14 protein-coding genes, 1 pseudogene and 1 other annotated feature are annotated in these 13,846 nt (G+C 43.2%); of the genes and pseudogenes, 14 read left to right on the top strand and 1 reads right to left on the bottom strand.

Translation table 11 applies throughout. The annotated features are described in order from the left end of the window. The first annotated feature begins 442 nt into the window (after positions 1-442). The 13 genes and pseudogenes from speD to BHE18_RS13915 all read left to right on the top strand — a co-directional run bounded on the left by speD (position 443) and on the right by BHE18_RS13915 (position 11,189). Positions 443-823, top strand: a complete 381-nt coding sequence (gene speD / locus BHE18_RS13970; protein WP_071619160.1) for an adenosylmethionine decarboxylase — start codon at positions 443-445, stop codon at positions 821-823. A gap of 166 nt (positions 824-989) precedes the next feature. Then, complete coding sequence (locus tag BHE18_RS13965; RefSeq protein ID WP_071619159.1) at positions 990-1,370, top strand: hypothetical protein; 381 nt, start codon at positions 990-992, stop codon at positions 1,368-1,370. Positions 1,371-1,452: 82 nt separating this feature from the next. After that, the gene (nrdR, locus tag BHE18_RS13960) at positions 1,453-1,908 is read left to right on the top strand and encodes a transcriptional regulator NrdR (protein ID WP_071619158.1); all 456 of its coding nucleotides are present in this window, start codon (positions 1,453-1,455) and stop codon (positions 1,906-1,908) included. A 112-nt stretch (positions 1,909-2,020) separates the two neighbouring features. Next, positions 2,021-3,415 (top strand): replication initiation and membrane attachment family protein, encoded by a 1,395-nt coding sequence (locus tag BHE18_RS13955; protein ID WP_071619157.1) that lies wholly within the window; start codon positions 2,021-2,023, stop codon positions 3,413-3,415. Between the two features lie 12 nt (positions 3,416-3,427). Next, positions 3,428-4,360: a primosomal protein DnaI gene (dnaI, locus tag BHE18_RS13950; RefSeq protein ID WP_071619156.1), complete on the top strand. Its 933-nt coding sequence runs from the start codon at positions 3,428-3,430 to the stop codon at positions 4,358-4,360. A 442-nt stretch (positions 4,361-4,802) separates the two neighbouring features. Beyond that, a complete protein-coding gene (locus tag BHE18_RS13945; RefSeq protein ID WP_071619155.1) occupies positions 4,803-5,669 on the top strand; it encodes a putative sporulation protein YtxC in 867 nt (288 codons plus the stop codon). A gap of 381 nt (positions 5,670-6,050) precedes the next feature. Beyond that, a complete protein-coding gene (gene thrS / locus BHE18_RS13940) occupies positions 6,051-7,982 on the top strand; it encodes a threonine--tRNA ligase (RefSeq protein WP_071619154.1) in 1,932 nt (643 codons plus the stop codon). A gap of 400 nt (positions 7,983-8,382) precedes the next feature. Beyond that, positions 8,383-8,524 (top strand) — a sequence feature (ribosomal protein L20 leader region). 83 nt (positions 8,525-8,607) lie between these two features. Continuing rightward, entirely contained in the window at positions 8,608-9,111 is a 504-nt protein-coding gene (infC, locus tag BHE18_RS13935; RefSeq protein ID WP_141771888.1) for a translation initiation factor IF-3, read from the top strand. A 22-nt stretch (positions 9,112-9,133) separates the two neighbouring features. Then, positions 9,134-9,334: a 50S ribosomal protein L35 gene (gene rpmI, locus BHE18_RS13930; protein WP_032087387.1), complete on the top strand. Its 201-nt coding sequence runs from the start codon at positions 9,134-9,136 to the stop codon at positions 9,332-9,334. A 30-nt stretch (positions 9,335-9,364) separates the two neighbouring features. Next, positions 9,365-9,724, top strand: a complete 360-nt coding sequence (gene rplT, locus BHE18_RS13925) for a 50S ribosomal protein L20 (RefSeq protein WP_032087388.1) — start codon at positions 9,365-9,367, stop codon at positions 9,722-9,724. 289 nt (positions 9,725-10,013) lie between these two features. Continuing rightward, positions 10,014-10,195 (top strand): annotated as a pseudogene (locus tag BHE18_RS23635) (hypothetical protein). A 19-nt stretch (positions 10,196-10,214) separates the two neighbouring features. Continuing rightward, complete coding sequence (locus BHE18_RS13920; RefSeq protein ID WP_071619153.1) at positions 10,215-10,493, top strand: DUF1294 domain-containing protein; 279 nt, start codon at positions 10,215-10,217, stop codon at positions 10,491-10,493. A 117-nt stretch (positions 10,494-10,610) separates the two neighbouring features. Continuing rightward, positions 10,611-11,189: a TVP38/TMEM64 family protein gene (locus tag BHE18_RS13915; RefSeq protein ID WP_071619152.1), complete on the top strand. Its 579-nt coding sequence runs from the start codon at positions 10,611-10,613 to the stop codon at positions 11,187-11,189. An 80-nt stretch (positions 11,190-11,269) separates the two neighbouring features. Here the strand turns inward: BHE18_RS13915 and BHE18_RS13910 are convergent, their stop codons facing one another. Next, positions 11,270-12,343, bottom strand: coding sequence for a YheC/YheD family protein (locus BHE18_RS13910; RefSeq protein ID WP_071619151.1), 1,074 nt, complete (start codon positions 12,341-12,343; stop codon positions 11,270-11,272). A 144-nt stretch (positions 12,344-12,487) separates the two neighbouring features. On the opposite strand from BHE18_RS13910, the gene BHE18_RS13905 reads away from it, so the two are divergent. After that, entirely contained in the window at positions 12,488-13,804 is a 1,317-nt protein-coding gene (locus BHE18_RS13905) for a YheC/YheD family endospore coat-associated protein (RefSeq protein ID WP_071619150.1), read from the top strand. Positions 13,805-13,846 lie beyond the last annotated feature (42 nt).

The following is a 13,846-nucleotide window of genomic DNA, read 5'->3' as shown; positions in this document are numbered from 1 at the left end:
TGCGGGAAAAGCGAGTTAGGTGAGACCTGTCCAGCTCCGGGGCTTAGAGGCACAAGTCATAAGCCGACTCGTCCAAGAAGGCAAAAAACGCCTTCATGGCCGATCCAACTTATGCCAACCGCCTCTGAGCGAAGCCCCTCTGCTTTTCTTCACGCAGGCGAAGCCGAGGAGGCTCACCAACCGCCCGCGGAAAGCGGAGTCTTCCACGGAAATCAACAGCGGCTTTGAGGGCCATTAAAAAACTTTTAATAAATTTATTGCAAAAGAATATCAAACAAAGTATACTATTTTTCGTGAACTTCTTAATGGCAGATGAATACTGATTTAGCTACTTAAAGGGTTAGGACCTCTTCGGACTAACTTTCCCCCGTGGTAGTTAAGATTTTGCTGAGGGATTCGTTCATTTTGACGAAAAAAACTATGTCAAAGGGGGAAACGATCAATGGAAACAATGGGTCGTCATGTAATTGCAGAACTTTGGGGCTGTGATTTCGAAAAGCTTAACGATGTTGTAGGAATTGAAAAAACGTTTGTAGATGCTGCACTTAAATCAGGTGCTGAAATCCGTGAGGTAGCCTTTCATAAATTTGCTCCTCAAGGCGTGAGCGGTGTTGTGATCATCTCTGAATCACATTTGACCATTCACAGCTTTCCTGAACATGGTTATGCCAGTATAGATGTATATACATGCGGTGATTTAGATCCTAATATTGCTGCTGATTATATTGCAGAAGCTCTTGGAGCAGATACTCGTGAAACGATCGAGCTGCCTAGGGGAATGGGTCCTGTTCAAGTGAAAAAATCACAGGCGCAGGCACTTTAATATTAATAATGTAAGAGATGCATACCGATGCATCTCTTTTTTGATGTTTGAAAGATCCCCTGTCACCCTTGGATTTATCCCCCTATGAAAGTCACGTTTAACAAGTACCAATTTTCAACGCAACCGTTTTCGTGTAAAATAGGGTTAAATAAAGGGAGGCAGATAAATGAGTGGATTAAAGACCCTGTTAAAAAGATTCCAATCTGAATGTGAAACGTCGGACCGGAACGAAGATCCCGATCTCCGTTCACGTTATTATAAAGCGATGCATGGTGCTGCATATAGTGCCGTTCTTGAATTATTCTCTTCTTCAGAATATGAAGTCATCTCAGAATCAAAGGAGCGGGGGGAAATCACAGTCCGTAAAAACGGGACTCCCCGGCTGTTTATTGTCGCCACAGTAATCACAGTCCGTCCGCTCGAAACGGCTGTCGACTTCAAGGTGAGCGCCGACAGAGGAAAGATTTTTGGTACATATACAGTCCTGAAAGCTCAAATCGGACATTACTACTCCAGGCTGGACAGTCGGCTGACGAAGGTAAAATAACGGTAATTCCGTGATTTGCTTGTTTAAATGACTGCTTTTTAATATGATAAAAGTAATAGTTTGTTAAAACGGAGCTGATAATATGAAATGCCCGTCATGCCAGCATAATGGGACCCGCGTAGTCGATTCCCGTCCCGCTGATGAAGGACGCTCGATCAGAAGGCGCAGAGAATGTGAAGAGTGCAGCTTCCGGTTTACCACATTCGAAAAAGTGGAGGAGCTGCCTCTGATTGTCGTGAAAAAAGAAGGTGTCCGCGAAGAGTTCAGCCGCGAAAAGATCCTTAGGGGGCTGATCAAGGCATGTGAAAAGCGGCCGGTACCTCTTGAAAGCCTGGAGAAGATTTCAATGGAAATTGAGAAAGAGCTCAGGAACCAGGGGGCGTCGGAAGTTAAGTCTGTCAAAATCGGAGAGATGGTGATGGATGAACTTGCAAAAGTCGATGAAGTAGCATATGTGCGTTTTGCATCTGTTTATCGACAATTCAAAGACATCAATGTTTTCATTGATGAGTTAAAAGAGTTAATAAAAAAAGAGTGAAATGGTGAGCTGAAGAGACTTTCTTTAGCTCTTTTTCTCTTTATTGTTTTTAGGGCTGCAGAACTTTGCAGCGGTATATATCAGAGTTTTTCTTGAAAGGTAGAATCAAACGATGAAGAAGCATTGGAATGAAATACAGCCGATCGATCACTATACAGTAGCGACAAATGGAATGCTGCAGGAATACGACCGGAAAATCATCACGTTCCTTTATCAGCCTCTAATCGGCTCAGCCCCTTACAGTCTGTTCATGAGTCTGTGGGGAGAAGTGGAGGAGAACCGGCTTTGGTCCCTCGAGTCAGCCCATTATCACTTAATGAACGTTCTTTCGGCCAACCTTCAGGAAGTATATGAAGCCCGGCTTAAGCTTGAAGGCATTGGATTATTGAAGGTTTATGAGAAGAAAAGCGACGGGGAGCGCAGATTTGTTTATGAGTTGCAGAGGCCGCTCTCGCCTCAGGAGTTTTTTCATGATGGTATGCTGAATGTATATCTTTATCAAAAAATTGGCAGGACCCACTATATGCGCTTGAAGAACTTCTTTACTGACCAGGCTGTAGAGAAGGATCAATACAGCGAAACTACCCGATCATTTCAGGATGTATTTACTTCGGAACAGAATATTAATTTCCTTCAGCATGATGCGAATGCGGATTCAGAGTCAGGTACCGGTAGAAAGTTCGTACAGTATAGCAACGGGTCGGGACTGCCGCTGGATGAAGTGGATTTTGATTTTCAATTACTTCTTTCAGGCCTTTCAGAAGCAATGGTGCCGAGAAAAGCATTCAACGTGAAAGTGAAAGAAACGGTTGTGAAGTTAAGTTATTTATATGGGATTGACCCGATTCAAATGAAAAACCTGCTGCTTGGCGCGATTGACTCAGAAGATGAGATTGACCTTGAATTATTAAGAAAAGCAGCAAGGGACTGGTATCAGCTGCAATCTGGTGACAACCTGCCGGAACTGACTGCAAGGACAAAAGCAGTAAGGGAGAACAAGACAACGGACAAGCAGCTCACAAAAGAAGAAGAACTGCTGGATTATCTGGAAACGACCTCACCAAAAGATGTCCTTGCCGATATTTCGAATGGAAGTTCTCCTTCAAAGTCGGATCTCCAGGCTGTTGAAGAAGTCATGCTTTCACAAAAGCTTTCAATCGGGGTAATGAACGTGCTCATTCAGTACGTCTTGTTGAAAACCGATATGAAGCTTACGAAAGGATACATGGAGAAAATAGCTTCGCACTGGGTGCGCAAAAAAGTGACGACTGCCGCGCAAGCAATGGATCTGGCTAAAAAAGAACATCAGCAGTACCTTGAGTGGGCGCAGGGGAAAAAAGAAAATAAATTCAAAAGAAAGAAACCGATACGGACGGAAAAGCTTCCGGACTGGTTCCAAGAGGGAGCGAATACGGATGAAACCCCATCCCCTTCCGATAACGATGATTATGACTTTGAAGCTGAAAAGAAAAAGCTGGAAGAAGAATTGAAAAAATTCCGGAAGTAGGTGAAAGATAAAATGGAAAAAATCAATAATACGCTCAAGAAGCTGGCGGCCTCGGGTTCCTTTCAGGAGCGCTATGAAAAAATGAAAAAAGAAATCCTTGAAAACCGGGATGTTCGGGATTTCATCAGCAGGCATCGTGACACAGTCACATCCGAGATGGTGAATGAAAGTCTGATGAAGCTTTATGAATACATTTCCCAAAGCAAGGAATGCAGCGAATGTCCCTCCCTTCAAGAGTGCAAAAACATGATGCAGGGATACGACCCCCACCTGGTGATCCGCGGGAATACGATTGACATCGAATACCACAGATGTCCGCGAAAAGTAGTGCATGATGAACGCACAAGTTCCCAGAAGCTGATAAAAAGTCTATATGTACCGAAAGATATTCTTCAAGCTTCCTTCTCAACTCTCGACCTTGATTCGAAGAGCCGTTTGGAAGCCGTGCGTCTCGCAAAAAATTTCGTTGAAACCTATTCAGTTGAAGGGCGGATGAAAGGATATTATTTCTACGGGAAGTTCGGTGTGGGGAAATCCTATATCCTCGGTGCGATTGCAAATGAACTCGCAGAGAATAAAGTGGCATCCATGATTGTATACGTGCCTGAGTTTTTCCGCGAAATCAAGCAATCCCTTGGTGATAATTCTCTTAACGAAAAACTTGATGCAGTAAAATCGGCACCTGTTTTGATGCTGGATGACATCGGGGCGGAAACCATGTCCAGCTGGGGAAGGGATGAAATCCTCGGGACGATCCTGCAGTACAGGATGCTTGAGAATCTTCCTACCTTCTTCACATCGAATTTCAACTTTGAAGAACTTACGCATCACCTGACCTACACCCAGCGCGGCGAGGAAGAAAAGCTGAAAGCAGCGAGAATCATGGAAAGAATCAAATACCTAGCTAAACCCGTGTTAATAGATGGCAGGAATAGAAGGGAATAGAATCCATGAAAAAGAAAAGGTGAAAATCCTTTTCTTTTTTATTGCAGGTCATTAAAGGTATTTTATAACTATGTAAAAGTATTATTTTTGTAAAAACACGTATCGAGCTGTTGATTGGAGTGCAAGACGAAGACTCCTATCAGAAAAGCGGAAGGGCTTTGAAAAGAGGCGTGTTGCATAAGGTGAATCGGCCACGAAGGCGTTCTTTGCCTTCTTGGCCGAGTTGACTTATGATATGTGCCTCTAAGCCATGCAGCCAGACATTGATTCCTTTTAAGAGGAGGCTCACGGGTCACCCGCGGAAAGCGAAGTCTTGCACGGAAATCAACAACGGTGATAAAGAACAAAACTTATGCAATTAATTTCACAATCAAACTTCTAATTCATACAAGCCCCCCATATATATAAAGCAGGGATTCCGGCTTTAAGGAGGGGAGCAAGTTTGATTGAATTCATTTTCAGACAGAAAAATGATGCACTAAAGCTTCAACGATACCTGACCAAATTTGATTTGCAATCTTGGTTTCACGAAACGCTCTTTCAACATAAAACCCATTATAATCTTACTATAGATGTTTCAACTTCCCATAACGGTGGAGAACGGCTGCTCAAAGGGACAACGGAGTACATCCTTTTCGATAAGTGCATCGACTGGGCGGAAGACATTCTAAGGACCCAATTTTATTACGAAGATGCCCATGAAATTGAGCAGATACTGGAAATCATTTCAGACATGAGAATGGGGGAACGTCCCGAGCTGGACCAGCTTATCGAAAAATTGGATGAGTCGTCATTTATCAAGAAAAGCCTTGATTTGCTGCTCGACGGCAACTCTCCTATCTCATTCGATTCCTTCAGTACGTTCCGGCTCAAAAAGCTGCACCTGCGGATGACTGAAATGGTGGAGCTTGCAATTGATGAATACAAGATGGAACAGGAATATCAAATGTTCATTCATATGCTGAGGGAATACTTGGCTTCCAGGGAGAAAAAGCTCGATACAATCCATCTTTACTCCACCGGCTTTGGTTTTCGGTTTTTCGATGAGAATATGAAGGAAGTATTAAGAGAAGAGCTCACTGCTTTCATAGACAAGCGGCTTTTGTCCAATCATCCCCTTTATGTCGATTCGTATACGATTGCACCTCTGCTATCGATTGCTCCGGACAAGATATACGTTTACGGGAACGGGGAACATAATTTACTGAGGACCCTTCAGAATATCTTTGAAGAGAGGATCGAGCTTCTTCCACATCATTATTTTCCTGAAACGCTCCTTTATCGTTCCGTTGATATTGCAAATGAATAGGAAGCCTATTTTTCCGTTTTGCCCTTGCTTTTGGCTGCATAACCGATTATAATACCTACATAATAAGTCTATAAGGTAAAGGTTATGAAGAGGACAACAATATTCCTATTCGATTCACAGAGAGGGGAGCCACGGCTGCAAGCTTCCTAATTCGACAGTAATATTTACCGCCTCGGAACTTCAATCCTGAAATGGCCGCCGGCCCCGTTAAGGATTGACGGCTAAATGTCGTTATTCGTTTTCAATGAAGTCATCCACTCTTTTTGGGAGCGGATGAGAAGTTGGGTGGAACCACGAGTTTATCTATAAACCTCGTCCCTTCAATTATGAAGGGGCGGGGTTTTTTATTTTACCCTGAAAAAATTAAAGGAGTGAATACACATGTCTGAACTGATTAAAATTACGTTCCCGGACGGAAATGTGAAGGAGTTTCCAAAAGGAACAAGCACTGAGGACATTGCTGCATCTATCAGCCCGGGGCTGAAGAAAAAAGCGATTGCAGGTAGGATAAATGATCATTTGATCGATCTGCGCACTGGAATCATGGAAGATGGAAAAATTGAAATCATCATGCCGGACAGCGAAGAAGCGCTGGAAATCCTCCGTCACAGTACGGCTCACCTGATGGCCCAGGCAATTAAACGCCTTTACCCGGAAACAAAGCTTGGAATTGGTCCGGTAATCGAGGGCGGTTTCTACTATGATATTGATTCCGAACATACTTTCACTCCTGAAGATCTTCCTCTTATTGAAAAAGAAATGAAGAAGCTCACAGGTGAAAATCTCGAAGTCATCAGAAAAGAAGTAAGCCGGGACGAAGCGAAGAAGATTTATGAAGAAGTCGGTGACGAATACAAGCTTGAACTTCTTGAAGCGATCCCTGAAGGCGAGCAGGTTTCGATTTATGAGCAGGGTGAATTCTTTGACCTTTGCCGAGGAGTCCATATCCCATCCACAAACAAAATCAAAGAATTCAAACTGTTGAGCATTGCAGGTGCATACTGGCGCGGAAACAGCGACAATAAGATGCTTCAGCGCATTTACGGTACTGCGTTCTTCAAGAAAGCGGACCTCGACGAACATCTGCGTCTCCTTGAAGAAGCGAAAGAGCGGGATCACCGCAAAATCGGTAAAGAACTGAATCTATTCATGAATTCACAAAAAGTAGGTCAGGGCCTTCCAATGTGGCTCCCGAAAGGAGCGACTATCCGCCGTATCATCGAACGATATATTGTCGATAAAGAAGAGCGGCTCGGCTATGATCACGTTTATACTCCTGTCATGGGAAGCGTCGATCTTTATAAAACAAGCGGACACTGGGATCATTACCAGGAGAACATGTTCCCGGTAATGGAAATGGATAACGAGGACCTTGTTCTCCGCCCGATGAACTGCCCGCACCATATGATGATTTATAAAAATGATATCCACAGCTACCGTGAACTTCCGATCCGCATAGCAGAACTCGGTTTGATGCACCGCTATGAAATGTCAGGGGCGCTTTCAGGACTGCAGCGTGTCCGCGGGATGACACTGAACGATGCTCACATCTTCGTCCGCCCTGATCAAATCAAGGAAGAATTCAAACGAGTTGTCCGTCTGGTCCAGGAAGTATACAAGGATTTCGATCTCAGTGATTATTCCTTCCGGTTGTCCTACCGAGACCCTGAAGATACTGAAAAGTATTTCGATGACGATGAAATGTGGAACCGTGCACAGGGAATGATCAAGGAAGCGATGGATGAGCTTGACCTTGATTATTTCGAAGCTGAAGGAGAGGCGGCATTCTACGGACCGAAGCTTGATGTTCAGGTGAAGACAGCTCTTGGTAAAGAAGAGACATTATCCACTGTACAGCTTGACTTCCTTCTCCCGGAACGTTTCGACTTATCTTACGTCGGTGAAGACGGAAAACAGCATCGTCCGGTCGTTATCCACCGCGGCGTCGTATCGACAATGGAACGCTTTGTTGCCTTCCTGATCGAAGAATATAAAGGGGCATTCCCGACTTGGTTAGCGCCTGTACAGGTTCAGCTGATTCCAGTTTCACCTGATGTACACTTCGACTATGCAAAAGAAGTAAAAGAGAAGCTGCAGGCAGAAGGCCTTCGCGTTGAAATCGATGACCGCAATGAGAAGATGGGTTATAAGATCCGTGAAGCACAGATGAGCAAAGTGCCATACATGCTTGTTCTCGGTGATAATGAAATTGCAGACCGCGCCGTCAACGTACGTAAATACGGCGAGCAAAAGTCAGAGACCATTTCACTGGATCAATTCGCAGAAAACATTGTGAAAGAAGCAAAACGATAATTAGATAGGTGAGGAACGGACCTGGTTTCAGGTCCGTTCTTTTTAGTCGATCATACGATAGCGGTTTGTTTCGGGTGAAGTTGGTGAAATAGAAGATTATTGTTAAAAACTTAAAGATTATTCGGGGAAATTAAAAGATTAATGACCTGATTTCAAAGATTACTTTCATAAATTCAAAGATTTCCCGCCAAAATTAAAAGTTTTTCCATTAAAATGGAATTTTCAACCCGTAACAAGACAATCTTACGCTTCATATCACCTGATACATAACTACATTCCAAAAAAACTATTGCACTCAAACAAGATGTCTGCTATTATAAGAAACGTTGTGACATCAGAACGATAGTTTGACATCACTTATGTCATGTGATATAGTATCTAAGGTGAATTGAATACAGTTTGGTACAAGAAGAAGCTACCCGCTTCTCACCTGAATGACGCCCTCTTGAGCAGTTGCCAGGTATGATAATGACTATTAAAGCTTTTTATAGATGCTTTATAATCAGATGCGGGTGTTTCGACACCCGCATCTTTTTTTGTGCAGACAAAAACGTGCGGGTGCCTGAGACCAAAGCCGTTGTATTCTTTTAATAAACCTTGGAGGTGGCTAATTATTAGCAAAGACATGATCTTAAACGAAACCATTCGTGCCCGTGAAGTACGTCTTATCGATCAAAACGGCGAGCAGCTTGGAATCAAATCCAAGAATGAAGCCCTGGAAATCGCTGAGCGTGTAAATCTTGATCTTGTTCTTGTTGCTCCAAATGCCAAACCACCCGTTGCCCGCATCATGGACTACGGAAAGTTTAAATTTGAACAGCAAAAGAAAGAAAAAGAAGCACGTAAAAATCAAAAGATCATCAACCTTAAAGAGGTGCGCTTGAGCCCTACGATTGATGAGCATGATTTCAATACAAAGCTTCGCAACGCACGCAAGTTCCTTGAAAAAGGAGACAAAGTAAAAGCGTCAATCCGATTTAAAGGCCGTGCGATTACGCACAAAGAAATTGGTCAACGTGTACTGGATCGCTTCTCTGAAGAGTGTAAAGATCTTGCAACTGTTGAATCAAAGCCGAAAATGGATGGTCGCAGCATGTTCTTGGTGCTAGCACCAGTTAACGAAAAATAAAGGACCCGAGGAGGAAAAGCACATGCCAAAAATGAAAACTCACCGCGGCTCAGCTAAGCGTTTCAAGAAAACAGGTTCTGGTAAACTTAAACGTTCTCACGCTTACACAAGCCACTTATTCGCAAACAAATCTACTAAAGCGAAGCGTAAACTTCGTAAAGCAGCTGTTGTCTCTAAAGGAGATTTCAAACGCATTCGTCATATGCTTGACAACCTTAAATAAAAAGCACGTAAGAAATAGGAGGGAATTATTATGCCACGCGTAAAAGGCGGAACAGTAACACGCAGACGTCGTAAAAAAGTTCTTAAGTTAGCAAAAGGTTATTTCGGTTCTAAACACACTTTATATAAAGTAGCAAATCAACAAGTCATGAAATCATACATGTATGCTTATCGTGACCGTCGCCAGAAGAAACGTGACTTCCGTAAATTATGGATCACACGTATCAATGCGGCTGCTCGTATGAACGGTCTTTCTTACAGCCGTTTAATGCACGGTTTGAAGCTTGCTGGTATCGAAGTTAACCGTAAGATGCTTGCTGAACTTGCGATTGCTGACGAAAAAGCATTCAATCAATTAGCAGAAGCTGCTAAAGCTCAACTTAACAAATAATATCTGCTTGCCTCGTGCAGCAGACAAAGGACTGGCCTCATGGGTCAGTCCTTTCTTAATGTAAGTAACATGATCCCGTTCCTTTCCGCTGCAAGCAAAAGATTCCTAACGGAGACTCGACCTTTCCTCTATTTCCCGTCGGAGTCATGTGACTTCCGCCTAATATACTCAGTAATCTCAAGATATTTCCACACAGAGATATAGTATTTTAAATGAATTTTTATAAAAGGTTCGAGGCTTATTATTACTCAGTTAAACTTTTTTCTTTGGTTTGGAATGTCACCAGCGGTTGATTGGAGTGCAAGACGAAGACTCCTGCGGGAAGAGTAGCTTATGTGAGACCCCGCAGGAACGCAGTGACGAGGAGGCTCACGGGCTACCCGCGGAAAGCGTAGTCTTGCACGGAAATCAATAGCGGTAATTAACACTTCAATATTTATTTTAGTTAGAATGTTAACCAACATAATTTGATTGAAAGAAGGTAACCATTATGGAATCTTTACTAAATCTCCTATACATGTACATCCTCGTCATAAATATCATCGGGTTCGTTCTGATGGGGAGGGATAAGAAGAAGGCGCAGCGGAATGAGTACAGGATCAGTGAGCGGACGCTATGGACCGTGGCAGTGATCGGGGGAAGCATCGGTTCGTATATCGGCATGAAGGTCTACAGGCATAAGACGAAGCACAGACTGTTTGCGATGGGATTCCCGTTCCTGGTCATCGTCCACAGCATCCTCTTCATCTGGATCAATCAAGGGGTGTGAAGAATAGTAAGCGGACAAGCTCCTTCTGCCTATAAGTCTTCTCCTTTTGTCATATAGTGTAGACAGAATGTATAAACTGTAGAGAGTAGAGGCAGCAACAGAAGGAGGTCATTAGCTATGGACGACCGATTAGTAGCAGCATTCGCCATCATGGAAGCTAGTGGATACATCGCTCCTGTTCTGTTTATATTGTTTCATGTCCTTAGGCAGTTTCTCTTTATCCCCGTGGCCCTGGTTTGTATGGCTGGAGGCATCCTCTTTGGGAGTATTCTCGGTACGATTTACTCGCTGATCGGATTAACGCTTTTATCCATTATTTTTTACTTTGCCATCAAAAGCTTTACGTCTTTTTATGAACGTTTGTTGAGACTGAAGGAAAAGTGGTTCGGCAAAAGCGCTGATTTGACCACCGGACAGATTGCGATATTGCGTCTTATCCCCTTTATCCATTACCAGCTGCTCAACCTTTGTCTGATGCAGAAAAATCCCCAGTTCAAGCCTTTTGTCCGCGCTGCCATCATATCCAACATCCCACTCGCATTTTTCTACACCGTCTTCGGACAGTATATCAAGCAATTTTCCCCGCCCATTATGGTCATGATCCTGATGGCGCTGGGCGTTCTCTTTTATTTATTGAGGGAGAAAGTGAGGATCATGAGCTGGAATGAATTTTTCCCTGAAAGGAACCGTATGTAATCAGTAAATGTAAATATGCCTCAATTAATATCGCGGCATAAGAAAAGGGAACCTGACCGGTTCCCTTTTCTTATGCTGGTTCAATTCATCCGATCTAATAAATATCTGCCGTAACCGATTGGGTTGAAGTGTTTTGCCTTCCACTCTTCATACCGCTTCCCCTTATAGCGTACATTTCCGTACCTTCCACGGAAATTACTTTCAATGAAAAAAGGTTTCCCTTTTTTATCCAAGGCGATATCAAAAGCGATATCTGCAATATGTTCGGTGTATTGCTCCAGATGCTTTGCCATTTTTAATGTAAGCGAAGAAATAGCTTGATACGTCTGCTTGTAGGAGAGGTAGGAATGGCCTTTTACGACTTGATCGAAAGAGAGGGAGCTTCCCCCCTGACTGATGTTTGTTACGAATTGATCCTTAGATGGTGAGACTTTGCAGAGAATCCCGGCGACCACCCATTCCCCGGTATGATCACGCTGAACGACTACCCTTAGATCGAACGGACGCTTTTTGTAAGTGGCAAGGTCAATGTTTTCCTGGATGATATACAGCTTTTTTTTGAAGGCTTGCCTGATTATCTCAGGAATCTCTTCTTTAAACTGAATTTCTTCCCACTTCCTTCTCGCGAGGGGGTACTTCAAATGGTACATCCCTGAATCATCACTGGTTATTTTCATGATGCCGCCGCCAAGGCTTCCTTTTGCTGGTTTTAGGATCAGCTTTCGGTGCTTTTCCAGCATCATCTTCAGGTTATCTTCAGTCCCTTTCACCGTTACAGGAAGTGAATCCGCGATTTCGGCATCTTCACTCATGATTTCATGCATCCTGAATTTATTGTGGCTGATGCCTTTTTTATTGTAGAATTGAACGTTTTTTTCATCGAGGAAGGTACTCTGCTTTTTTGAAAGAAAGCTGCGTGTATAGATCACTTTAGGAAGACTGACAGTAACCAGTTCATAACCCTTTCCTTTTTTTAGGAAACCTTGTACTTTGTCCTCTCCTGGTTTGAGGCACTTAAGCTTCATGAAGACCGGAATAAGGCCGAAGTGATCGGCTGCTTCCTGATATGCCCGTACGTTTATCTGGCTTTTACCCGCGGACAGCCTGTCAAAGATACCATCCGGCAGGATCACACCTATATAGTTCTGCGTCATTTTTCTTTTCAACTCCTGCTTTTATTCAGTCACTTCTATGTATATTTAAATGAAGCGGAAATGGTTATTGGTAATTGGCACATACTTTAAGATACTCATAGTATAGTAAGGTGTAAAAGCGACAACAGTAATCGGGGTGAAAGAATGAAATCATGGTTCAGGGTGAAAAAAGGGGAAGAAAAAGGATATCGCATCATTATGCATCCGGATTTGATCGAGAACTGCGAGCTGTCTGTGAATATGAAGGTAACAGTAAGGTTCGGGCTTCAGACATGCGAAGTGAAAGTCATCCCCTCCAAAAAAATACACATAGGAAAAATGATCATGACTGGCGATGTTATCGATTCACTGATGCTGCCCCTCCTTCCTGCATATGAAATCGTTTATCGGGACGATGAAATCCAAATTGGTCCGCTCATCGGCATAGTGGCGGCAAAAACGATCCGGAAGCTGGACGAAAAGGTCCAAAAGCTTGGAAGATATGTGAGGAAATATCATAAGGTGAACGGTGCCATTATCGCTTTTTCGAACGAAGGGATCGATTTTGATAAAAAGCTCATTTTTGGTTATCTTTATGATCCAATTGAAAAAAAGTGGGTCAAAGGGATCTACCCCTTTCCTTCATCGATTTTTAAAAGGGCTTCATTGAAAAAGGAACTGCATCAGGAGTTTGAGAGAATCATCTGGAATCGTATTTTCAATTCTTCTACATTCACAAAATGGGAGATGTACTCATGGTTTAAACATGCGTCTGGACTGAATGCTTATTTGCCTGTCACCCGTATTTTCAAACACATTCACGATGTGGAGTACATGCTTGAAAAGTTTAAAGCGGCTTATATCAAACCGATTAAGGGAATGCAGGGCAAAGGCGTGGCGAAGATCGAACAAAAAGAAGATGGATTGTTCGTACAGCACATTGCCGAGGATAGTAAAAACGACTATTTCTTTCATGATACCGTTGAAGCAGGGGAGTTTCTTCAAAATACTTTTGGGGAAGAAAAATTCATTCTCCAGCAGCCCCTCGAGCTGCAATTTCATGAGTCGATCATTGACTTCCGTGTGATTATGATCAAGGACAGGAATGGAGAGTGGAAGAACTTTGGAATCATGGGAAGGAACGGGGTAAAAGGGCATATTGTGAGCAACCGTCATAGAGGGGGGAAGGTTGAACAGGCTGCACACACCTTGGAAAAAATGTTTCCTGACAAGAAGATGGAATATCTGAGGGAAATGGAGGATCTTGCTAAAATGGCGGCTGCCACGATTGAGAATTGCGGTTTTCTTTTTGGGAAGCTGGGAATCGATATCGGGATCGACAGGGATGGCCATATATGGCTTATTGAAATCAATCACCGCAATCCGAATGACTATGTGGCGACTTTTGCCGGGGATAAGTCACTTGTTAATAAGATAAGGCATGAGAATATGCGTTATGCAAAGTCACTGGCAGGATTTTAAGCTGCCTCATTGAAAACGCCTCTGTTATTCACGAAGTGAGTA

This window comes from Rossellomorea aquimaris (assembly GCF_001877785.1).
GTDB lineage: Bacteria > Bacillota > Bacilli > Bacillales > Bacillaceae_B > Rossellomorea > Rossellomorea aquimaris_A.
Note: the sequence above shows the minus strand (reverse complement) of the source record. Positions and strands in the feature narration are given on the sequence as shown.

Coding starts and splice junctions, on each gene's coding strand:
- thrS (WP_071619154.1), top strand. CDS start 6,051: ATGTCTGAACTGATTAAAATTACGTTCCCGGACGGAAATGTGAAGGAG.
- dnaI (WP_071619156.1), top strand. CDS start 3,428: ATGGAAAAAATCAATAATACGCTCAAGAAGCTGGCGGCCTCGGGTTCC.
- BHE18_RS13955 (WP_071619157.1), top strand. CDS start 2,021: ATGAAGAAGCATTGGAATGAAATACAGCCGATCGATCACTATACAGTA.
- speD (WP_071619160.1), top strand. CDS start 443: ATGGAAACAATGGGTCGTCATGTAATTGCAGAACTTTGGGGCTGTGAT.
- infC (WP_141771888.1), top strand. CDS start 8,608: ATGATCTTAAACGAAACCATTCGTGCCCGTGAAGTACGTCTTATCGAT.
- BHE18_RS13910 (WP_071619151.1), bottom strand. CDS start 12,343: ATGACGCAGAACTATATAGGTGTGATCCTGCCGGATGGTATCTTTGAC.
- BHE18_RS13915 (WP_071619152.1), top strand. CDS start 10,611: ATGGACGACCGATTAGTAGCAGCATTCGCCATCATGGAAGCTAGTGGA.
- BHE18_RS13965 (WP_071619159.1), top strand. CDS start 990: ATGAGTGGATTAAAGACCCTGTTAAAAAGATTCCAATCTGAATGTGAA.
- BHE18_RS13905 (WP_071619150.1), top strand. CDS start 12,488: ATGAAATCATGGTTCAGGGTGAAAAAAGGGGAAGAAAAAGGATATCGC.
- rpmI (WP_032087387.1), top strand. CDS start 9,134: ATGCCAAAAATGAAAACTCACCGCGGCTCAGCTAAGCGTTTCAAGAAA.
- BHE18_RS13920 (WP_071619153.1), top strand. CDS start 10,215: ATGGAATCTTTACTAAATCTCCTATACATGTACATCCTCGTCATAAAT.
- nrdR (WP_071619158.1), top strand. CDS start 1,453: ATGAAATGCCCGTCATGCCAGCATAATGGGACCCGCGTAGTCGATTCC.
- rplT (WP_032087388.1), top strand. CDS start 9,365: ATGCCACGCGTAAAAGGCGGAACAGTAACACGCAGACGTCGTAAAAAA.